Below are 19,824 nucleotides of genomic sequence, written 5' to 3' on the forward strand. Positions count from 1 at the left end.
CAACCACACGAAAAGAATGCCACGATGAACGATGCCCCAATGACCGTCACGCTCCAAGTCCCCGGCCTCGATGCCGAGGCTGAGATCCGCATCGATCGCTGGGGCATTCCCCACATCAGAGCGGCGACCGAGAAGGATCTGTTTTTCGCGCAAGGCTTCAATGCCGCCCGGGACCGGCTGTGGCAGCTCGATCTCTGGCGCAAGCGCGGCCTCGGCTTGCTGGCCGCCGATTTCGGCCCCGGTTATCTGGCGCAGGACCATGCCGCCCGGCATTTCCTCTATCGCGGTGACATGTCGCCGGAATGGAGGGCTTACGCACCGGATACGGAAGCTATCTGCACTGCCTTCACCGCCGGCATCAACGCCTATATCGCGCTCTGCGAGGCCGAACCCGACCGCCTGCCTCCGGAGTTCGCCGTCTTCGCCACCAGGCCCGCCCGCTGGCAGCCGTCCGACGTCGTGCGCGTCCGAAGCCATGCGCTCACCCGCAACGGGCTCTCCGAAATCCTGCGCGCCAACATCATGGCGCTCGCCGACGCAGAGACCGATCTGCTTCGTTACGAGATCGAACCGCCGGTCGAACCGAAGCCGGCCGATGGCATCGTGCTCGCCGATATTCCGCTCGAGGCGACCCGCATGTTCAAACTGGCCACAGCCCCCGTCACCTTCGATAGGGCCCGCCTTGCCGCCACCCTGGACGACGTCTGGAAGTGGACGGAGGTGACCGATTTGGGCGACATAATCCAGCGTGTCGCGGAAGAAGGCTCCAACAACTGGGCCGTCCACGGCTCACGTACGGAAACCGGCCGCCCGATCCTCGCAAGCGACCCGCACCGGGCACATGCCGTGCCGTCGTTGCGTTACCTCGTGCATCTCCAGGCGGCAGGCTTCAACGCCATCGGCACGGGCGAGCCCACCGCTCCGGGCATTTCGCTCGGCCATAATGAAAAGATTGCCTTTGGTCTCACCATCTTCGGTGCCGACCAGGAAGACGTCTATGTCTACGAGACGAAGGACGGCGATCCGGAGCAATATCGCTACGGCGATGGCTGGGACACCATCGACCGCGTTTCTGAAACCTTCGAAGTCAAGGGCTATGACGACCAGACACTGGTTCTGTCCTTCACCCGCCATGGTCCGATCCTGCATGAGGATCGGACAAAGCGTCTGGCGATTGCCATGCGCTCCGTCTGGCTGTCACCCGGCTCGGCCGCCTATCTCGGCAGCCTGTCCTATATGCGCACCAATACCGTGACGGCCTTTTCAGAGAGCCTTTCTCATTGGGGAACGCCTTCGGTCAACCATGTCAGCGCTGACGTGAATGGAAATATCGGCTGGTTCACCGCGGGTTTCACGCCCGTGCGGCGCAATTGGGAAGGCCTGTTGCCGGTACCCGGCCATGGGTCCCATGAATGGGATGGCTTCCTGCCGGCCGATCAGCTTCCGCGCAAATACAATCCGGCCGAAGGTTTCGTGGCCTCCGCCAACGAAATGAACCTCCCCGCCGATCGCGATCCGAAGGCGCCGTCTGTCGGTCACGAATGGGCGGAGGTCAGCCGCGCGCAACGGATCAGATCCGTCCTGAGCGCCGACCCGAAGCACTCGCTGAAAGCCTCGATGGCACTGCAGACGGACGTGTATTCCCGTCCCGCCGCCACGATATGCGGCTTGCTCGCGAAGATTTCCGGACGTGAGTCCCTCAACGCCCAACAGAAACGGTCGGTGGATCTGTTCAAGAACTGGGATCACCGCCTCGAGGCGACGAGCGCACCAGCAGCCTTGTTCGAGGTTTGGTGGATGAAACACCTGCGGCCGGCGCTGCTTGCGAAATTTGCCCCGAATGCGACCGTTCGGCAGCTGCTCCTGCCGGGTGATGTCGATCGGATGCTCTCTTTTCTGACCGCGCCTGGCGAACGCTGGAGCGCCACTGAGCGGGACGAGATGTTGCTTTCGACGCTTTCTGCTGGCTTTGCCGATTGCGAAAAACGTCTCGGCGCCGATCCGGTGGCCTGGGCATGGGGGAGCCTGCATAAGGCGCTCTTCGAGCACGCGACCAGTCGCGTGAAGACGGAAAACGCAGCCGAATGGAATGTCGGCCCACTGTCGCTCGGCGGGAGCCGCTCGACGCCGATGCATGCCGGCTATCGGATGAGCGATTTCGGTGTCAATGCCGGAGCATCCGTGCGTCTCGTCATGGATGTGGGTGATTGGGACAACAGCGTCTGCGTCAACACGCCCGGCCAGTCCGGTGACCCGCGCTCGCCCCATTACGACGACCTCGCGGAGCCCTGGTCGAAAGGCGAATACGTGCCGCTTGCGTTCAGTCGGCCTCAAGTCGACGCCATGACCGCCACCTTGATACGGCTCGTCCCCGTTTCAGACGAAGTCTGACTTGCATGAAGCTGCCCGTTCAGATTGCCGACGCCAATGTGAGCGCCCTTCTCGGCACATTGCGCGAAGGCTTGTTTGCGACGTGGGCGATGCGGACGTCATAGATCATTGAATGGTTGCCGACGCCATCGGTGTATCGAGCGTCAGGCTCGCGCTCTCCATCAAGGTTTGGCTCAGCAGATTGACCAGCGGCCGAATGACGTGCTGGAGCTCCGGCACGTCTCCTATGACGGAGACTTCCGTCGCCGGCAGCGGCGGCCATTGATCCGATGGTCGCAGGACCTGTACTCCCGGCTGCACGAAAGACTTTCCAAGAACCGTGACCCCGAGGCCGCCGGCAACGGCAGCTCGCGTACCGATCAGGTTGCTTGCCGTGCAGGCGGTGACCCATTCACGGCCGATCGCATCAAGGGTCTCGGTCATAATGGCTCGATACATGCAAGGCGGACGCATCATGACGAGACGCGCCGGCGCCTTTGCATCGGGTTGATAGTCCGGGCCAGCAATCCAGACGAGGGGTTCGCGCCAGATCACCTGACCAGCGTGGGATGAGCTCTCTTCTCGAGTCTTGGCAATGACGACGTCGAGGCGCCCGGCATCGTACTCGGCAAATAGCTCCTCGCTTGTCGTCGTATTCAGCTCAAGCTCGATGCCGGGAAACTCGCGGCAGAACCGCGCCAGGACGGCGGGCAGCTGGGTATGAACCAAATTTTCGGAGATGCCGAGCCGTAACAGCGAAACTGGTGCCGGACTGCGCATCTCGTCAATAAAGGCCTCGTATTGGGCCAGCAGACGCTTACCGGCGAGGAGCAGCCGTTCCCCGCTGCGCGTCAAGCTGATCGACCGGCTCGTGCGGTTGAGGACACGCATCTGCAGCACTTCTTCGAGGCGCAGAACTTTCTGGCTTACGGCGGACTGAGACCGGCCAACGACCTCGGCGGCTGCCGTGAAGCTTCCCGCTTCCGCAACAGCGATGAATGCCCGCAGCAGGTCGAGTTCAAGATCGGGCGGTGTGTCCATCTATTCGATTTTCAACTAGATTGAATTAGTACTATTCGTTTGAATTCTATATGCGCCGCTCGCACAATGCAATCACGGTTCACGCGATGGCGACTCCGAATGCAGGCAGCATCGCGGCTTCGCAGAAGGGAAATAGGAAATGGCAAATCACGATCCGGTTGCGACCGTGGAAAATTTCTGGCGACAGGTCTGGCAGTCGAAGAACCCGGACGCCATCGACGATCTGGTAGCGGACGACTTCGGTGTTACCTCAGGCGGCGTGGAAATCCGCTCCCGGGAGAAATTCAAGAGCTGGGTTGCCGCATTCCTCTCAAAGATCGACGATTTCGAATTCGAGGTCTTGGAGATCTTTCAGAACATGTCTGGCGACCGCGTCGTGACGCGTTGGCGGGTGACGGGCAAGAACAATGGCTTCATGGGCTTGCCCGCCTGCGGCTCGCCGATCGACATGACGGGAACCGCCGTGATCCATGTCCGCGAAGACGGGCTTCTGCAGCACAACTGGGTGGAGCGCAATGCGCTCGAGGTTCACCGCAGCTTGGCCGGCATTCAACACGTGGCGTGATAGCGTGTTGAACGCCCGAAAGGGGTCTCGCCCTCAATTCACGCGGAAGCGCTTGACCATATCCCAATCGAGTTCGATGCCGAAACCAGGGCCTTGGGGAATTTGTATGATGCCGTTCTTCGGGTTAGGCCGGTTGGCAATGAGCCCGGCCCAGATCGGATCGCGTGCAGGCTCGAAACATTCGACGCAGACGCCGTTCGGGATCGCGGCGATCATCTGCATGGCAATCTGTGACTCCTCGTGGTGACCGACCCGCACGTCATAAAGCGCACACATGGCGGCCGCTCTGCGCCATTCTGTAATGCCCCCGGCTTCCGAGGCGTCAAAATTGACGATGTCGATAGCCTCTTCGGAGAGCAGGCGGCGGACACCAGCCGCACTGACCTCGCTTTGGCCAGCATCGATCGGGATGATCGTGGAGCGGCGTACCTGGGCCATCATCCGCGCATCATCGTACCAATGGCAGGGTTCCTCGAACCAGGCGATATTGTACTTCTCGATCAGCCGGGCAAAGGTTACGGCTTCGGAAACGGACCAACCGCGATTGGCATCGACCGCGATCCAGAAATCATCGCCGGCACCGTCGCGGGCCGCCTCGACACGCTTGGCGTCCTCTTCCGGCGAGCGCCCCCCGACTTTCACCTTACAGCCGGCAAGACCGGCCTCGCGAAGGCGTTCCATTTCCTTGGCGAGGTCGGGCAGCGTCTTTCCTTCCTCATAGTAGCCGCCAATACAGATGATCGGGATTTCCTGGCGGTAGCCGCCAAGCAGCCGGCAGACATTGACGCCAGCCGCCTTGCCGATCAGATCCCAGATGGCGCTGTCCATGCAGGCGATCGCTTCCATGACCAGCTTGCGATCACGGTTCCATTCCGCCGCCTTGAACATCTTCTTCCAGAGACGCTCGACGGCAAAGATCTCCTCGCCGATCAGCATCGGCGCGAGCTCGTTTTCGATTATGTCCACAACATCACGCATGTGGTCGCGGTTGTCGCCGTTGTAGATTTCGCTGATCAGACCTGTATCGGTTTCCATGCGCGTGATGATCGTACAGCGCTTGGTGACATTATATCGGCTGCCGCCGAAATTGCGTTCGAGGGGAATTTCGATGGCAATGACCGATACATTTTTGATCTTCATTGGTTCACTCGCTTATTAGAATTCGAAAGTGAGGCGACTATTGATCGACGAAAGACCCATCCTCGTGAGGTCGAATTGAGATTGGCCGATCAACTTTCGGAAAGGCATGGAGCGCATTTTCGGCAAGCTGGATTCCGAGCCCGGGCGCGGTCGGTATGGAGATGAACCCGGCGCTCGGCTTCGGAAGGCCAGCGAAAATCTCTTCGCCCGGCAGTTCGGTGGATCCATGCAGGGCTGACGACAGCATTGGATATTCCTGCAAGGCGACGTTTGGCACCGCTCCAACCAGCTGAAGTTCCGCGGCAAGGTTCAGCGGCGAAAGAGGATTGTGCGGTATGATGTCCATATCGTAAGCCTCTCCTAACGCAGCGATTTTCTTCGCGCCGGTTATTCCGCCGCACAGCCCGATCGAGGGTCGCAGGAACTGCACGCCACGTCGGGCCGCCAGAGTTTGGAATTGGTGCAGGCTGAAATACCGTTCACCGGTCGCAATCGGCACCGGCACGTGATCTGCGACCCAAGCCATTGCATCCACCGCGCTCGGCTTCAGCGGGTCCTCGATGAACATCGGATTGAAAGGTTCGACCTTGCGCGCGAATGTCACAGCCTCCGCGACGGTCAATCGCCTGTGCAGCTCAATGCACAAATCAACCGTGGGGCCGAGGCTTTCGCGCAGCGCGGCGACAAGCGCCACGGCATCGTCGATTTTCTGGCTGTGCGGCTTGAAGTAGCTGTCATAATCTTCGTCGAGAAACGGATTGAGATGCCCGAGGGCGGTGAACCCCTGACGCTTTTTGAGCAAGGCCTCCTCGACCATTTTCTGGGGAGTCTTCGCCTTGACGTGGGCGTAGACACGAACCTTGTTGCGCACCGCACCGCCCAGCAACTCAAATACGGGCACGCCGAGAGCCTGGCCCTTGATGTCCCACAATGCGATATCAATCGCAGAGACCGCCCCCATTATTGCCGCACCGGTAAAATGGCTCGCTCTTTGCAGAGCATTCCAGTGATGCTCGATGGCAAACGCATCTTTCCCGCGGAGATATTCTCCACACTTGAGAATGGCGGCAGCGCTGGCTTCCAGATGGCCCCAGGCGCCGGATTCACCTATTCCCACGTATCCGTCAGAGGTTTTCACGCGAGCAATAAGATATTTATCAACAAAAATTGCCTCTACTGAAGTAATTTTCATAACTGACCCCGTTTTCATCATCGATATGATGAATAAAAAGCGAGCACCATTCAATTGATCATTGAGAAAATCAGCTTTTCCCAGCCACGAACGCTTGCGGATTCAGCATGAATTCCTTGAATTTCTTCGCGGAAGTACTGAGACCATCTTCCCTGTATAGTACTTGAATGTCCCGATCAGCCCAAGGCTCTTCGATCGGGAGGCAAACGGTTCTCAGGGTCTCGGCGTATGGCTCCGCCATCAACGAGGACAGTATACCGATACCAAGGCGAGCCGAAATCATGCTCCGCATCGCATCGAATGATTTGACGCTGTGGTAGCGAAAGACCCTTCCCCGATCCGCTGCCTGTTGGACGCACAGAGCGCATAAGGTGCTTTTGGGCCCGAGGGTGACATGCTCGAATTCCAGCATCTCGTCGAAATTGACCCGGCGTTGACGCGCGAGTGGATGGTCTTCCGGAACCATCGCGACGAGACGGACAGGCTTGAATGCCTGTACGGAGAAGCCAATTGGCACGTCGACCACTGAAAGGGTCAACCCAAGGTCCGCCCGACCTGCCGTTATCTCCGAGATGACCGACCAGCCATTGACCTCTATGAGATCGATTTTGATGTCCGGCTTGGCGACCCTGTATTTCGACACAAGCTCGGCAAGGCCGCCGGCTATCGAGGATTGGGTCGCAACCACTCGGATCTGACCCCGCGTGCCGTTCGCAAACTCCTTCATCGCCTGGTCAGCGACCGCCAGGCGATGCGTGATATGCCGCATGTGGCCGGCCAACTCGTCGCCGGCGGGAGTGGCGACGACTCCCCGCGCGTGACGCTCGAAAAGCGTGACGCCGAACCTGTGCTCCAGGTCCTGAATCCGCTTCGTCACCGCAGAGACTGCATAATTCGTCTTCTCTGCCGCGCGAGTTAAGCTCCCCTCCTCATAGGCAATCAGAAAAAGTCGAGCCGATTCCAGGTCAATACTGCGCATCTAGATACCCGTTTGAGATCGCCGCTTACATTAGGCGCCCTTTACGCCCCCGTCGGTCGCGCCGACGACGAGGTTTCGTTGAGCGATCAGGTAAAATATCATGACGGGCAGCGTTACCAACACACCGGCCGCGAGCAGCATTCCCCAAGAGTACATATCATTCTCGCCGATCCATGTTGAAAGCCCGAGCGGGAGGACCTTGACGTCTTCAGAAGACGTGAAAACCAGCGCGAAGAGAAACTCATTCCAGGCGTGGTTGAACGAAAAGACCGAGACGGAAAGAAGCCCGGGCAAAGCCAGGGGAAGCACGACGCGACGCAAGGCGCCAAAGCGGCTGCACCCATCGATCATGGCGCTTTCCTCCAAATTGACCGGGATCGAGAGGAAATATGAGCGCATGAACCAGACCGCCAGTGGCAGGGTGAAGGCCGTATTCGAGATGATGAGGGCGAACAACGTGTCCTGAAGCCCGGCATTGACGATGATCGAATACATCGGGATCACGATCAGAACTTCGGGCAACATGTACAGAAGAAGGACCGATCGCGATATGGTGGGCAATCCCCAGAACCGGAACCGCGTCACGCTATAGGCCGCCAAGGATCCGACCGCGATCGAAAAGACAGTTGTTCCGACCCCAACGATGATGCTGTTCAGGAAATATGTTCCGAACTTCGTCTGGATAAACAGATCGACATAGTTTTCCAACGTCCACTGCGTTGGCCAGAAGGTCGGGGGCGACGCATAAAGCTCCGTACGTCCCTTGAAAGAACAGAGCAGCATCCAAAACAGCGGGAACCCGACGACGCAGGCGCCTGCATAGCCAATCATGTAGACCGCCATTTTCTTCCAGATCAGATCGAAATGCAGATACTGAAATGGCGCGACCTCGTTTCGGACATTTCTTGTCAACGAAGGCTCTTCAATCTGGCTCATTGGTTTCTCTCCGCTTTGCGCATCAAGAGCATGTAGAGAACCATAAGCGCAGTCATGATCAGGAACGTGATCACGGCGACCGCTGCAGCCTGACCGAAGTCAAAATCGACGAACGCCTTGAGGTAAACCATCACCGGTAGGGTGGTCGTCGCATTGAGAGGACCGCCGCCGGTCAGAAGGTAAATGATATCGAATTTATTGAACGCCCAGATGGTGCGCAAAAGCGCGGTCAGCAGGAACACCGGCAGGATATGCGGAAGTGTTATCCGCCAGAATATTTGCCAGGAGCCCGCTCCATCGATCTGGGCGGCCTCGTACTGCTCCTGCGGGATCGTCTGCAGGATCGCGAGGATGGCAAGGCAGGAAAACGGGAAAAACTTCCACACGCCGATCATGATGACGGAAATCATCGCCGTCGACGGGCTGTTCAGCCACAGGATGGGGCCGGCGATCAAATGAACCGACTCCAATGCATAGTTCAAAATGCCGACGATGTCGTGAAACATGAAGCGCCAGGTCAGGACTGCAACCACGGTCGGGATGAGATATGGCACAAGGATGACCGTTCGAATGATGCTCCGCAGAAAGAATTTCTGGTGGAGGACGAGGGCAAAACCGAGCCCCAGGGTCAATTCCAGCGCGACGCTTCCGAACACCCAAACGGCGGTATTCCATAGCGTCAAACGAAACATCGGATCCGCGATCACCGATGCAAAATTATCGAAACCGGCAAATTCGGTACTGTCTCCGAACGTCGAAACCCGCTGAACGCTGATTGCGAAAACCGAAATCGCCGGGACGGCAACCAGGCAAAGCATGGTGGCTAGCATCGGCGAAACCGCGGCATATGCCACCAGCCGATCGCCTTTTATTCCCGTCTCCTGCCTAGGCATTGTAGCGGACCTCCATTGCTTTTTTCGATGCGGGATCGAAAAACCGCAGCTGAGTGTCGGCGACATGAAAACGCGCCAGCTCGCCCGCCGACTGAGGCAGCGCGACATCCGAAGGCAGTCGAATGATGACGTCCGGATCTCCTGAATGCTGATCGAGTTTGCCGTAGACGAGCTGCTCACCGCCTAGATACTCCCGCCGGACGATGCGAACCGGAAGCGATTTGCAATTGGCCGGCAGACCTTGGCGCCCCGAGACGGCGGCATTCTCTGGCCGAAAGCCAAGCAGGCGATCACCGATATCCACGATGTTCATCGGCGGACTTCCGATGAAGGTTGCAACGAAGGTGTCGGCGGGGCTCTCATAAATGTCGCGCGGTGTCCCGATTTGTCGGATTTCACCGCGATCCATGACGACGATCCGCTGGCCGAGCCCCATGGCTTCGACTTGATCGTGGGTCACATAGACGGAGGTAAGGCCCACCCTCTCCTGGAACAACCGAAGCTCTTCCCGGGCAGTGTGGCGCAACTTGGCATCAAGATTGGAAAGCGGCTCGTCCAGGAGAAAGACGGCCGGCTCGCGCACCAGCGATCGCGCCAAGGCAGTTCGCTGCCGCTCCCCGCCGGACATCTGGCGGGGCTTTCTTGAAAGATGTCGCTCAATCTCGACGATTTGCGCTGCCCATCTCACCTTCTTTTCGATTGCGGCCCTTTCCTCTCCCCGAACACGCAGAGGAAAAGCGATGTTTTCAAAGACACTGAGATGCGGATAGAGAGCGTAGTTTTGAAACACCATTGCGATGTTCCGATCTTTTGGCGGCAGCCGCGTTGCGTCGGTGCCGCCAATATAGATCTGGCCGCTTGAAGGGTTATCGAGGCCCGCAATCATTCTAAGAAGCGTGCTCTTTCCGCAACCGGATGGTCCGAGCAACACCAGAAATTCATGATCGCGCACTTCGAGATTGATCCTGGTCAGAACAACCTGCTCGTCAAACTTCTTTTGGACGTTCTTGATATTGACAGATGACATGGTACTTCACGCGGCTCCCAGCTAATCGGCCTTCTAGTTTTTCGCTTTGAGTTCGCGAACGACGGCTTCCATCTGCTGGGCTCCCCACGCGGCAGCCGATTCCGGGCTCTCGTTGTTTACGAGGACGCGCTGCAATACCAGTGCCGGGATCCCGCGTGCGACCACAGCCCCGGCATAGGGGTTGATCTTGCCCGAGCGGACGATCTTGCCATCCACGATCTTGGCTCCGGCCTCGTTGTTGAAGTCCATGCCGTTGGAAATATCGAAGCTCAACTTCGCGAATTCGTCATGGCCTCCCATCGAGTCGGATCCAGCAGCGATCAAACCAGGCTGGACGCTCTTCAGCGGCGGAATGAAATGCGGGAAGGCCGTGAGCGAAAATGCCGTCAGCTGATCCTTGCTCATCAGGAATTTCAGAAATTTCTTCGCCGCCTCAATGTGCTTTGCGCCACCCTTTGCGCTGGCAATGGCATAGGAGTTGCCGCTGACAAATTCCGCCGCCACGCCTGCCGGGCCCTTCGGCGCGGCCGCCGCTCCCATTTTCGGAAGGAGGTCGCGATTGTTGACCGCAACGTTTCCAGGCACTCTTGCCGCGTAGACTTCCATAGCGACCTTGCCGGACAGGAAGACGTTAACCATGTCGCCGGCCGAATATGATGCGTAGCCCGGCGGGGAAAACGCCGCGATCTTCTTCATATATTCAAGCGCTTTGATCGTTCCGGGATTGTTGAACGTGACATTGAAATCGCTGTCGAAGAAGGTACCGCCAGCCGACCACATGAGGGCGGCGAACACCTGGCTGGTCTGCCGGTTCTGACCGCCGGGAAATGCGTAACCGAAAATGCCGTCCTTCGTCAGCTTCTGCGCGGCTGCAAGCGTCTCATCCCAGTTGGTCGGAGCAGCGAGGCCAGCTTGCTTCAGAAGATCGTTTCGATACCAGAGAACGCTGAAATTGCCGAGCGTATAGGGGACGTCATAGACTTTCCCGTTGACCGGAACCAATAGCCCGTCCAGAAAGTCGGATCTCCCAATGCTGTCAACAATATCGTCGATCGGCTCGAGATAGCCGTTCGTGGCGAGTTGATCGCGCTCTTCCGGAAGGATCTTGATGACGTCGGGCATGGTATGAGCGCGGACGGCGGCCGTCAGCTTTTGCAAGCGTGCGTCCGTGCCGGCAGCTTCCATCTCCACTTGAATGTCCGGATTTTGTTTTTCGAAATCGGCAATTGCCTTGTTATAGTATTCAATGCTCGGAGGATCGGTCTCATTATGCAAAAACCTGATCGTCTCAGCCGCAAAAGCAGGATACGACCACAAACTACAAATAGAAATGGCAATACCTAAGTGTGCATACCATGATTTTTTCATGCTTTCCTCCCAAATATACATGAAAATTTTTGCAAAATTGCTGCAACATTCGAGAAAATATCACGAATTTTCCCATTGTTTTGTCAGTACACGATGAATTTTGCATCGTGACAAGCGATGACTCCCGAAGACTGCCTTCGCGAATCGCGAATGCTAACGGAGGAGTGCCGATCGATTTCACAAAGCTTGATTGTTTTGCCGTTGTGCAGGGACCAGATGCTTGAAGCGCAAGGAGAGCGGCTGGTGCCGCAAATTCATCGTCGTCGCGACCACAGCGGGTCATCGGGCGCTGTGACCTGACTATGCAGGATTCCTCTTCATCGGCGCCATTGGGCTAACAAAGCCATGCGGGCGCCGCCGGGGCGCTAAGAACTATATAAGCTAAACGCCGTAGGGGGCTGGAAATGGCGCCCCCGGTTGCGCATCAGACAAAACTTATCCGCATTTGTTGCTTTCTAATCAGGTCGATCGCCTACTTCTTCCAATACTTGTCGACGTACTTCTGGATTTCGGTGCGCATGAAGCGACCGGAAGCGTCGGCCCGGTCTTCCCAGCCGAAAACGCAAGCGGTCACAATCCCATCGAAGCCGACCTCGGCGAGCGAGGAGAAGAAGACGTCCCAGTTGATCTCGCCCTGCCCCATGTCCATGTGCTGGTGGATGGTCACTTTGGCACCGGGCGGGTTGATGATGTAGCGCAGGCCGGATGATGCCCGGTGGTTATAGGTGTCTGCCACATGCACATGGGCGATCAGCGATCCGGCATCCCGGATCATCTTCGCCATGTCGTCTCCAAAATAGAAGGTGTGAGGCGCGCAGTAGAGGAACCTGACGTTCTTCGATCCGATCGTCTTCAGCATGTCGATCGCCGGATGCAGCGTTTCGCACCAGTCTTCCGGATGCGGCTCCATGTTGAGGGTTACCCCCTCCTTTTCGAAGACCGGCACGAGCTCCTCAATGGAGCGCCACCAGGCCGCCTCGCTGTGCTCGTGCGTGAAATGACCGCCACAGCAGTTGGAGCGATGGCCGCGATCGGGCGACGGGCCGCGTCCGAACTCGGAATTCATCGTATCGACGCCGAGTTCGACGGCGAGGTGGATTGCTTCTTTCCAGTAAGAGACAGCAGCCTGCCGCTCGTCCTCATGCGGGCTTGCCCAGCGATACATGGGCAGCAGCGAAGCGACCTGAACGCCATGATCCTTGAGCGCCTTCTTGAATTCCTTGATCCGCTCCTTGTGCGCGCGCGGCCGCACCCACCATGGAAGAAGGTCGTCTCGTGGAGAAACCTCGATATATTCGTAGCCAAGCTCGGCCGCCTTCCGGCAAAGCTCGTTGAGCGGCAGATGCCGATGCATATGGGGATCGAGTGCGATCTTCATTGTTTCCTCCTCCTTGACAGGTCGTCACGCGGCGGGTTTGAGGGCGCGCGGCGCGTAGAACGACGGCCGCTCCCCGATCTTGATCGGGACAATCCGACCTGAATGCTTGGCCTCGACGCAGGCGTCGGCGGTGACGGACGCAAAATAGCCGTCCCAGGCCGTCGGTCCGCTCACCACGCCCATCTTGATGGAATCGATCCACTCCTGGAGTTCGACGTCGTAGCTGTCGATGAAGCGCAGTTTCCAGTCCCGCAGGATCTCGTGGCTGAGCTTCGCGTCCTTGCGCAGCAGCACGCTCATCGGTTCAGGCAGGTAGCCGATGCCGTCCTCGCCGACGACCTGGCACTGGATGTCGTAACCGTAGGGGCAGTTCACGAAGACTTCTACGTCGATCCGGATGCCTTTCTTCGTTTCGAGAAGGATCATGTGCGGATCGTCGAGATCCTTGCGGGCATACTTCGTTTTTCTCGGCATGATGACCTGCGCGGAGACGTAATCGTCGTCGAGCAGCCAGCGAAGTACATCGATCTCGTGCGGGAAGGAATCGGTAATGGCCATGTCGCCGCCGTAGACTTCCGGAACGCTGGGATTGCGATGGGCGCAATGGACCATCAACGGCTCGCCGAGATTGCCGCTGGTGATCTGCTGCTTCAGCAGGCGATAGCTCCTGTCATAGCGGCGCATGAAACCGACCTGCACAAGATGGCGGCCGCTTGCGATTTCGGCGTTGACGATGTTGAGGCACGCTTGCGCCGTCGTTGCGAGCGGCTTCTCGCAGAAGACGGGCGTGCCGGCGGCGATCGATGCGAGCACGAATTCCTCATGCGTCGGTCCCCAGGAGGTCACCACCACCGCATCGACGCTAGTGTCCGCGATAAGGTCATGGCCGCTTTCGAAAACGCGGGCAGCAGGCGTTAGCCGCCGGGCGACCTCTTCAGCTTGCGTTTTGTTGATGTCGTTGACGGCGACGACTGTCGAACCGACAAGCTTGTTGTGAAGCCGCTCGATATGTTCCTGGCCGATCGCGCCGGTACCGATAACACCGATCTTGAGCATGTTTCTATTTCCTTTGATGGGGTCAGTCGAAGTCGCGTGGGAGAGCGAGCTTCAGCGTGGTCAGCGATTTCTTGACACCGGTGAGCGGTTCCATTCCGGCATCCTCCATCTCGAGGCTGACGGGGCCGTCGTAACCAACGAAGCGGGCGACAGCGAAGAACTCCTTCCACCACTGGACATCGTGCCCGTGGCCGAGAGCCACGTAGTTCCAGGACCGCTTCGCGATGTCGTTGATCCAGTAAGTGTCGATCAGCCCGTTGGCCTCGGCAAGCGTCCGCTCGAGGCGCACATCCTTGGCATGCATGTAATGAATGGCGTCGCCGAGCAACCGCACGGCCGCGATCGGATCGCCGCCCATCCACATGTGATGGCTCGGATCGAAGTTCATGCCGATGACGGGATCGACATGCTCGCGCAACCGCAGCATGTTTGCGGGGTTGTGGATTATGGTCGCACCGAGGTTCTCGATGGCGACCCGGATGCCGCATTCCTTGGCAAGCCGTCCGGCCCGCTGGAAGTACGGGATGAGAACGTCGTTCCACTGATAGTCCAGCGCCTTCTCGTGCTCGGGAAGAATGACATGGGTGATCCAGTTCGGAAGCTCGTCCTTCGGCGTGCCGCCTGGGCAGCCGGACATCATCACGACCGTCTTGACGCCGAGCTTTTCCGCCAGCCGGAAAGTCTTGTCGACGACGGCGCGATGCTCTTCGCCGCTCGGGCCCGGGTGGAGCTGGTTCCCGGAGCAATTGAGCGCGGCAATCGAGAGGCCGCGACGATCGAGAGCTGCGAGGAAGTCCTTCCGCGCAAGCTCGCTCGACAGCAGTTCATCGAGCTTCAGATGCGGCGCCTTGGACCAGTTGCCGCAGCCCAGTTCCAGTGCCTCAAATCCAAGCGTGGAAACGGTGTCTAGCATCTCCTCGAACGGGAGGTGACCGAGGATGTCGGTCACGAGGCTAAGTTGCATCATATCGATTGGCTCCAAATTGGTCGTATGCGGGTGCGCGCCGGGGACAGGCTCCCGCCCCCGACGCGCTGCTCGGGAGGATTACTTCTTCATGTACTGGTCGACGTTGTCCTTGGTGATGGACTCGAACGGGACGAGCTTTTCGGCCGGTGGCTGGTCGCCCTTCTTGATGCCTTCCACGACTTCGAAGGCGGCCCTCGCCTGCCCGCCGGCGTTCTGGAAGATCGTCTGCGACATCTCGCCGGCCTTGATGGCGTTGAGCGCGTCCGGAACGCCGTCGACACCGGCGATCATCACGCCCTTCAGGCGGTCGGCACTCTGCAGCGCCTGGAGAGCGCCGAGCGCCATCTGGTCGTTCGCGGCAACGATGGCGTCGAATTTCGGGAAGCTCTGGACCCAGTCCTCGGTGACCTTCATTCCTTCGGCGCGGTCGTAATTTCCGGTCAGGCTGGCAAGGATCTTCACGTCCGGACGACCGAGGGACTCCTCGAAGCCCTTCTTGCGCTCCTGGGAATGGTAGAGGCCTGGCGTGCCTTCGAGATAAAGGATCTTCGCACCTTTCGGCAGATGCTCCTTCATGTATTCGGCCTGCATCTTGCCGGCGTCGATGTTCTTCGAGCCGACGAAGGTATACTTGCCGCCGGCCGACTGGATGCCGAGTGCTACGACCGGAATGCCCGCCGCGTTCGCCTTCTCGACACCCGGAACGATGCCCTGATAGTCGACTGGCACGACGACGATAGCGTTAACCTTCTCGGCGATGAAATTGTCGATCTGGTCGAGCTGCTTGCTGGCGTCGTTGTTGGCATCGGCGAACTTGATGTCGACGTTCGGATCGGACTTGGCGGCATCGATGAAGGCCGTCTTGCGTGCCATCACGAAGACGTCGGTGTCGGCCATGTTGGCGTAGCCGACCACGAACTTGTCGGCGGCGAATGCGCCGTGCGCCGAGAGCGCAGCGATGGAAACGGCAGCTGCCAGTGCAAGCTTGGTCATGAGTCTCATTAGGGTCTCCTCCCCATTAGGTGTTTGAAACTGACGTTCTTTCCGGCGCGTGTTATCGCGCCGACACACAGGTGGTCCTCCGCGCGAGCGGTTCTTGAGCTTCGCGGGAACTTTTCGATCAGGCCTTCTTCTTGGTCCGGGCCGATTTCGTCCAAACATCAAGGATGACCGCGATCGCGATGATCAGGCCCTTGATGATTTGCTGCCAGTACGAGCTGACATTCATTAGATTGAGGATGTTGTTGATGACGCCGATGATCATCGATCCTATGATGGTTCCGGTGATCGTTCCGGTGCCTCCCATCAGGCTGGTGCCGCCGACGACGACAGCGGTGATCGCGTCGAACTCGTAACCGACACCGCCTGCCGGCTGTCCGGAATTGATGCGGGACATCAGGACGATGCCGGCGATCGCGCACAGGATGCCGTTGTAGATGAAAGCCTTCACGACGATGCTGTCAGGATTGATGCCGGAGGCGCGCGCCGCGCGGTCGTTGCCGCCGACCGCGTAGACGTAGCGGCCGAACTTGGTCTTGTTGAGCAGGATCCACGAGATCACGACGAAGACGGCGAGGATCAGCACCGAGATTGGGACTGGGCCGACGGAGCCTTGGCCGATGACCTTGAACTCGCCGAGGCCGGAAACAGGCGCGCCGCCGGTATAGAGCAGCACCGCGCCGCGTGCGACCGTGGTCATTGCCAGCGTCATGATGAACGACGGGATGCGGAAGAACGTGATGACGAAGCCATTGATGGTGCCCGTCACTATGCCCATCGCCACACCCGCGAGCACGGCGAGCGTAATGCTACCGGTCGTCGCCATCACGCTCGTCGCGATGACGCCGCAGAGCGCCAGGACCGATCCCAGCGAGACGTCGATTTGGCCGAGAATGATGATGAAGGTGACGCCGCAGGCCAGCAAGCTGACGACAACGACCTGGCGCAGGACGTTCGTCAGATTCGCTTCCGTGAGGAAGGTTGGGCTCAAAAGCGACGCAAGGATACAGATGCCGACGAAGATCAGGATGGTGCCGTACTTGCGGTAGATCCGAGCGAAGTCGATTCCGCCCTGCTTCGTCAGGGATTTCGCTGTCGCGCCTTTCGCGACCACGGCCATCGGTTCGGTGTTCATCAGTGTCCTCCCGTTGCGAGGCGCATGATGCTTTCCTGATTGGCCTCGCTTCTTGTCAGTTCGCCGGCGACCCGGCCTTCGCTCATCACGACGACGCGGTCGCTCATCCCCAAGATTTCCGGCAGTTCGGAGGAGATCATGAGGATCGCCAGCCCCTGCCGGGCAAAATCGGTCATCAACCTGTGGATTTCGGATTTCGATCCAACGTCGATGCCGCGGGTCGGCTCGTCCAGGATGAGCAGTTTGAGATCGCCGAGCAGCCATTTGGCGAGCACGATCTTCTGCTGGTTGCCGCCGCTCAGGTTCTCGACGATCATCGCCGTGTCGGGCGTCTTGATCTGCAGCATCCTGATCATGCGCTGGGCGGCGGATTCCTCCTGCCGCTCGCTGATAAAAAGGCCGCCAGCGAATTTCTTGAGGTTGGCGAGCGAGATGTTCTCGCCGACCGAACGACACAGCACGAGTCCTTCCGCCTTCCTGTCCTCGGACACCATCGCAATGCCCTGCGAGATCGCATGCTTCGGCGACTTCAGCTTCAGCGCGGCGCCGTTCAGCCGGACCGTTCCGCCATCGGCCTCGTCGAGACCGAAGATCACGCGCGCGACCTCGGTGCGGCCGGCGCCAATCAAGCCGGACAGGCCGACGATTTCGCCGGCGCGGACTGTGAAGCTCACCTCCTCGAAGGCGCCGATGCGGGTCAGGTTCTCAACAGACAGGACGACGTCGCCGATCGGCACTTCTTCTTTTGGGAAGATGCTCGAGATTGTACGTCCGACCATCTGGGAGATGAGCTTCGACGGATCGTATTCACTGGCGGGTGCCGCGGCGATGAACTGGCCGTCGCGCATGACGGTGATGTCGTCGGCTATCTGGAAGATCTCGTCCATCTTGTGGGTGATGTAGATGATGGCGACGCCGTTTGCCTTGAGGTCGACGATCTGGCGGAACAGCATCGCGACCTCGGTGTCGCTGATTGCCGAGGTCGGCTCGTCCATGATGACGAGAGACGCCTGGCGAGAGATCGCCTTGACGATCTCGATGAGCTGCATGGCGGCGATCGAAAGATCGCGCATCTTCGTTTCCGGGTGATATTTGAGACCGAGCCTGTCGAGGAGCACCTTGGTCTCGGCATTCATCCTGGCGAAATCGACGAAGCGCGACAGGACGCCCTTGTCGGACATTGCCGGCTCACGGCCGAGGAAGATGTTTTCGGCGATCGTCATGTCCAGAACCGGGCTGAGTTCCTGATGGATCATGGAGATCCCGCGCTCCAGCGCAGCCGCGGTGTCCTGTCCGGCTAGCGCCTCGCCCTTGAAGAGGATCTCGCCACCGTCGATCGTATAAGTGCCGCTCAGGATCTTCATCAGCGTCGACTTGCCGGCTCCGTTCTCACCGACCAGGACGTGGACCGTGCCGGCCCGAACCTTGAGATTCATTCCGTCGAGGGCGAGCACGCCGGGAAATGCCTTGACGATGTTGCGCATCTCGAGAACGACGCCGCCCTGCGATGAATGCCCGCTGGCGCGTTCGTCGAGACGCGCCGATCCCATGGCCGCAGACATGTCTGCCTCCTCCCTAACTCCGCCGTTTCGGCGTTCTTTTCGATGACTGAATGCTTCCTCCAGCGGCGCTAAGAGCACCACATTTCTCCCATTTCTGTCAATTTGGCGCTGGACGATTCTCCCAAAATCTCCCATACTTTCTTTCATTTCCTGGGAGACGGCGATGTCGAGACCAACCATCAACGACCTGGCAAAGGCCGCAAACGTAGGCGTTTCCACGGTTGATCGCGTTCTCAACGGGCGCGATCCGGTGCGCCAGCAGACAGCGGAACGCGTGCTGGAAGCGGCAGAGCGCATCGGCTTCCATGGAGTGACGGCCATCAAGCGCCGAATGGAGAAAGAAAAGCCGGTCATCAAGTTCGGCTTCTTGCTGAAGCAATCCCACCGGAAGCTCTATCAAATGTGGGGAGAGGTTCTGACGAAGGCGGTCGAAGCCTATCCGGACGCCCACGGCAGGGCCATCGTTCGCTTCGACGACGAGCTCGCTCCGGAGAACACCGCTGACGCGATGCTGGCGCTGAGCCGTGACGTCGATGCGATCAGCGTCATCACCTCCGACCACCCGCAGGTCAACCAAGCGGTCGATGGTCTTGAGGCCGAAGGAATTCCGGTTTTCACGATGATTTCCGACCTGACTGCGCCTGGGCGGGCCGGCTATGTCGGCAACGACTGCGTCAAGAAGGGACGAACAGCGGCCTGGTTCATCGACAACGTCAACCCCTCCCCCGGCAAGGTCGCAGTCTTCGTCGGAAGCCATCGCTACCTGTCGCAGGAACTGTGCGAAATGGGCTTTCGTTCGTATTTCCGGGAGAGCGCTTCCGAGTTCCAGATGATGGAAACGCTTGGGACGCAGGAAGAGCCTGATATCGCCTACGAGCTCACACGCAATCTGTTGAAGAAAGAGGAGAACTGGGTTGGTTTATACGTGGCCGGCGGTGGCGTGACCGGCGTCATGCGGGCATTGCGCGAGGACGGCGGGCCGGCAGCCAAGCGCCTCGTGGTCATCGCCCACGAGCTGACCAACGAGACGCGCGCGGGCTTGGCCGAAGGCCTGATCAAGGTCGTGCTGTCTCATCCGGCCCGCATGCTGGCCGACACTCTTGTGCGCGCAATGGCGGAAGCGGTGGACGCTCACCGCACGCCGACGGTATCCCAATATATTCTGCCCTTCGAGATATATACGGCTGCGAATATCTGAGCTGTCGTGGAACAGCTT

17 protein-coding genes are annotated in these 19,824 nt (G+C 58.9%); 3 read left to right on the top strand and 14 right to left on the bottom strand.

Annotated elements, in window-relative coordinates:
• The first annotated feature begins 24 nt into the window (after positions 1 to 24).
• Positions 25 to 2,391: a penicillin acylase family protein gene (locus PY649_RS08540; RefSeq protein ID WP_285867830.1), complete on the top strand. Its 2,367-nt coding sequence runs from the start codon at positions 25 to 27 to the stop codon at positions 2,389 to 2,391.
• A 105-nt stretch (positions 2,392 to 2,496) separates the two neighbouring features.
• Here the strand turns inward: PY649_RS08540 and PY649_RS08545 are convergent, their stop codons facing one another.
• A complete protein-coding gene (locus tag PY649_RS08545; RefSeq protein WP_285867831.1) occupies positions 2,497 to 3,411 on the bottom strand; it encodes a LysR substrate-binding domain-containing protein in 915 nt (304 codons plus the stop codon).
• Positions 3,412 to 3,550: 139 nt separating this feature from the next.
• Between PY649_RS08545 and PY649_RS08550 the strand changes: the two genes are divergently transcribed.
• Positions 3,551 to 3,976 carry an ester cyclase gene (locus tag PY649_RS08550; RefSeq protein ID WP_285867832.1) on the top strand — a complete coding sequence of 142 codons (426 nt, stop codon included), beginning with the start codon at positions 3,551 to 3,553 and terminating at the stop codon, positions 3,974 to 3,976.
• A 33-nt stretch (positions 3,977 to 4,009) separates the two neighbouring features.
• On the opposite strand, the gene PY649_RS08555 is transcribed toward PY649_RS08550, so the two are convergent.
• From PY649_RS08555 to PY649_RS08615, 13 genes are all read right to left on the bottom strand, one after another.
• On the bottom strand, positions 4,010 to 5,116 hold the full coding sequence (locus PY649_RS08555) for a mandelate racemase/muconate lactonizing enzyme family protein (RefSeq protein ID WP_285867833.1): 1,107 nt from the start codon (positions 5,114 to 5,116) through the stop codon (positions 4,010 to 4,012).
• Positions 5,117 to 5,153: 37 nt separating this feature from the next.
• The gene (locus PY649_RS08560) at positions 5,154 to 6,308 is read right to left on the bottom strand and encodes a mandelate racemase/muconate lactonizing enzyme family protein (protein WP_285867834.1); all 1,155 of its coding nucleotides are present in this window, start codon (positions 6,306 to 6,308) and stop codon (positions 5,154 to 5,156) included.
• Positions 6,309 to 6,378: 70 nt separating this feature from the next.
• Positions 6,379 to 7,287 (bottom strand): LysR family transcriptional regulator, encoded by a 909-nt coding sequence (locus PY649_RS08565; protein ID WP_285867835.1) that lies wholly within the window; start codon positions 7,285 to 7,287, stop codon positions 6,379 to 6,381.
• 30 nt (positions 7,288 to 7,317) lie between these two features.
• Positions 7,318 to 8,223, bottom strand: a complete 906-nt coding sequence (locus PY649_RS08570; protein WP_285867837.1) for a carbohydrate ABC transporter permease — start codon at positions 8,221 to 8,223, stop codon at positions 7,318 to 7,320.
• A complete protein-coding gene (locus tag PY649_RS08575; protein ID WP_285867838.1) occupies positions 8,220 to 9,116 on the bottom strand; it encodes a carbohydrate ABC transporter permease in 897 nt (298 codons plus the stop codon). Before PY649_RS08575 ends, PY649_RS08570 begins: the two co-directional genes overlap by 4 nt.
• Positions 9,109 to 10,143 (bottom strand): ABC transporter ATP-binding protein, encoded by a 1,035-nt coding sequence (locus tag PY649_RS08580; RefSeq protein ID WP_285867839.1) that lies wholly within the window; start codon positions 10,141 to 10,143, stop codon positions 9,109 to 9,111. Before PY649_RS08580 ends, PY649_RS08575 begins: the two co-directional genes overlap by 8 nt.
• 33 nt (positions 10,144 to 10,176) lie before the next feature.
• Entirely contained in the window at positions 10,177 to 11,532 is a 1,356-nt protein-coding gene (locus PY649_RS08585) for an ABC transporter substrate-binding protein (protein ID WP_349644418.1), read from the bottom strand.
• 451 nt (positions 11,533 to 11,983) lie between these two features.
• Entirely contained in the window at positions 11,984 to 12,889 is a 906-nt protein-coding gene (locus tag PY649_RS08590) for a sugar phosphate isomerase/epimerase family protein (RefSeq protein ID WP_285867841.1), read from the bottom strand.
• A 24-nt stretch (positions 12,890 to 12,913) separates the two neighbouring features.
• Entirely contained in the window at positions 12,914 to 13,945 is a 1,032-nt protein-coding gene (locus PY649_RS08595) for a Gfo/Idh/MocA family protein (protein ID WP_285867842.1), read from the bottom strand.
• A 22-nt stretch (positions 13,946 to 13,967) separates the two neighbouring features.
• Positions 13,968 to 14,912, bottom strand: a complete 945-nt coding sequence (locus PY649_RS08600) for a sugar phosphate isomerase/epimerase family protein (RefSeq protein ID WP_285867843.1) — start codon at positions 14,910 to 14,912, stop codon at positions 13,968 to 13,970.
• Between the two features lie 78 nt (positions 14,913 to 14,990).
• The gene (locus PY649_RS08605) at positions 14,991 to 15,914 is read right to left on the bottom strand and encodes a sugar ABC transporter substrate-binding protein (protein ID WP_285867844.1); all 924 of its coding nucleotides are present in this window, start codon (positions 15,912 to 15,914) and stop codon (positions 14,991 to 14,993) included.
• A 118-nt stretch (positions 15,915 to 16,032) separates the two neighbouring features.
• Positions 16,033 to 17,031 (bottom strand): ABC transporter permease, encoded by a 999-nt coding sequence (locus tag PY649_RS08610; protein ID WP_349644419.1) that lies wholly within the window; start codon positions 17,029 to 17,031, stop codon positions 16,033 to 16,035.
• A 14-nt stretch (positions 17,032 to 17,045) separates the two neighbouring features.
• Entirely contained in the window at positions 17,046 to 18,596 is a 1,551-nt protein-coding gene (locus tag PY649_RS08615) for a sugar ABC transporter ATP-binding protein (protein ID WP_432761338.1), read from the bottom strand.
• Positions 18,597 to 18,771: 175 nt separating this feature from the next.
• Here PY649_RS08615 and PY649_RS08620 point away from each other — a divergent pair, with 175 nt between their 5' ends.
• Positions 18,772 to 19,806: a LacI family DNA-binding transcriptional regulator gene (locus PY649_RS08620; protein ID WP_285867847.1), complete on the top strand. Its 1,035-nt coding sequence runs from the start codon at positions 18,772 to 18,774 to the stop codon at positions 19,804 to 19,806.
• Positions 19,807 to 19,824 lie beyond the last annotated feature (18 nt).

Source organism: Rhizobium mayense (genome assembly GCF_030272705.1).
In the GTDB taxonomy this organism is placed as follows: domain Bacteria; phylum Pseudomonadota; class Alphaproteobacteria; order Rhizobiales; family Rhizobiaceae; genus Rhizobium; species Rhizobium mayense.

What these genes read in the sequence shown, in the direction of transcription:
- PY649_RS08540 (WP_285867830.1), top strand. Translation starts at nt 25, where the DNA reads ATGAACGATGCCCCAATGACCGTCACGCTCCAAGTCCCCGGCCTCGAT.
- PY649_RS08545 (WP_285867831.1), bottom strand. Translation starts at nt 3,411, where the DNA reads ATGGACACACCGCCCGATCTTGAACTCGACCTGCTGCGGGCATTCATC.
- PY649_RS08550 (WP_285867832.1), top strand. Translation starts at nt 3,551, where the DNA reads ATGGCAAATCACGATCCGGTTGCGACCGTGGAAAATTTCTGGCGACAG.
- PY649_RS08555 (WP_285867833.1), bottom strand. Translation starts at nt 5,116, where the DNA reads ATGAAGATCAAAAATGTATCGGTCATTGCCATCGAAATTCCCCTCGAA.
- PY649_RS08560 (WP_285867834.1), bottom strand. Translation starts at nt 6,308, where the DNA reads ATGAAAATTACTTCAGTAGAGGCAATTTTTGTTGATAAATATCTTATT.
- PY649_RS08565 (WP_285867835.1), bottom strand. Translation starts at nt 7,287, where the DNA reads ATGCGCAGTATTGACCTGGAATCGGCTCGACTTTTTCTGATTGCCTAT.
- PY649_RS08570 (WP_285867837.1), bottom strand. Translation starts at nt 8,223, where the DNA reads ATGAGCCAGATTGAAGAGCCTTCGTTGACAAGAAATGTCCGAAACGAG.
- PY649_RS08575 (WP_285867838.1), bottom strand. Translation starts at nt 9,116, where the DNA reads ATGCCTAGGCAGGAGACGGGAATAAAAGGCGATCGGCTGGTGGCATAT.
- PY649_RS08580 (WP_285867839.1), bottom strand. Translation starts at nt 10,143, where the DNA reads ATGTCATCTGTCAATATCAAGAACGTCCAAAAGAAGTTTGACGAGCAG.
- PY649_RS08585 (WP_349644418.1), bottom strand. Translation starts at nt 11,532, where the DNA reads ATGTATATTTGGGAGGAAAGCATGAAAAAATCATGGTATGCACACTTA.
- PY649_RS08590 (WP_285867841.1), bottom strand. Translation starts at nt 12,889, where the DNA reads ATGAAGATCGCACTCGATCCCCATATGCATCGGCATCTGCCGCTCAAC.
- PY649_RS08595 (WP_285867842.1), bottom strand. Translation starts at nt 13,945, where the DNA reads ATGCTCAAGATCGGTGTTATCGGTACCGGCGCGATCGGCCAGGAACAT.
- PY649_RS08600 (WP_285867843.1), bottom strand. Translation starts at nt 14,912, where the DNA reads ATGATGCAACTTAGCCTCGTGACCGACATCCTCGGTCACCTCCCGTTC.
- PY649_RS08605 (WP_285867844.1), bottom strand. Translation starts at nt 15,914, where the DNA reads ATGAGACTCATGACCAAGCTTGCACTGGCAGCTGCCGTTTCCATCGCT.
- PY649_RS08610 (WP_349644419.1), bottom strand. Translation starts at nt 17,031, where the DNA reads ATGGCCGTGGTCGCGAAAGGCGCGACAGCGAAATCCCTGACGAAGCAG.
- PY649_RS08615 (WP_432761338.1), bottom strand. Translation starts at nt 18,596, where the DNA reads ATGGGATCGGCGCGTCTCGACGAACGCGCCAGCGGGCATTCATCGCAG.
- PY649_RS08620 (WP_285867847.1), top strand. Translation starts at nt 18,772, where the DNA reads ATGTCGAGACCAACCATCAACGACCTGGCAAAGGCCGCAAACGTAGGC.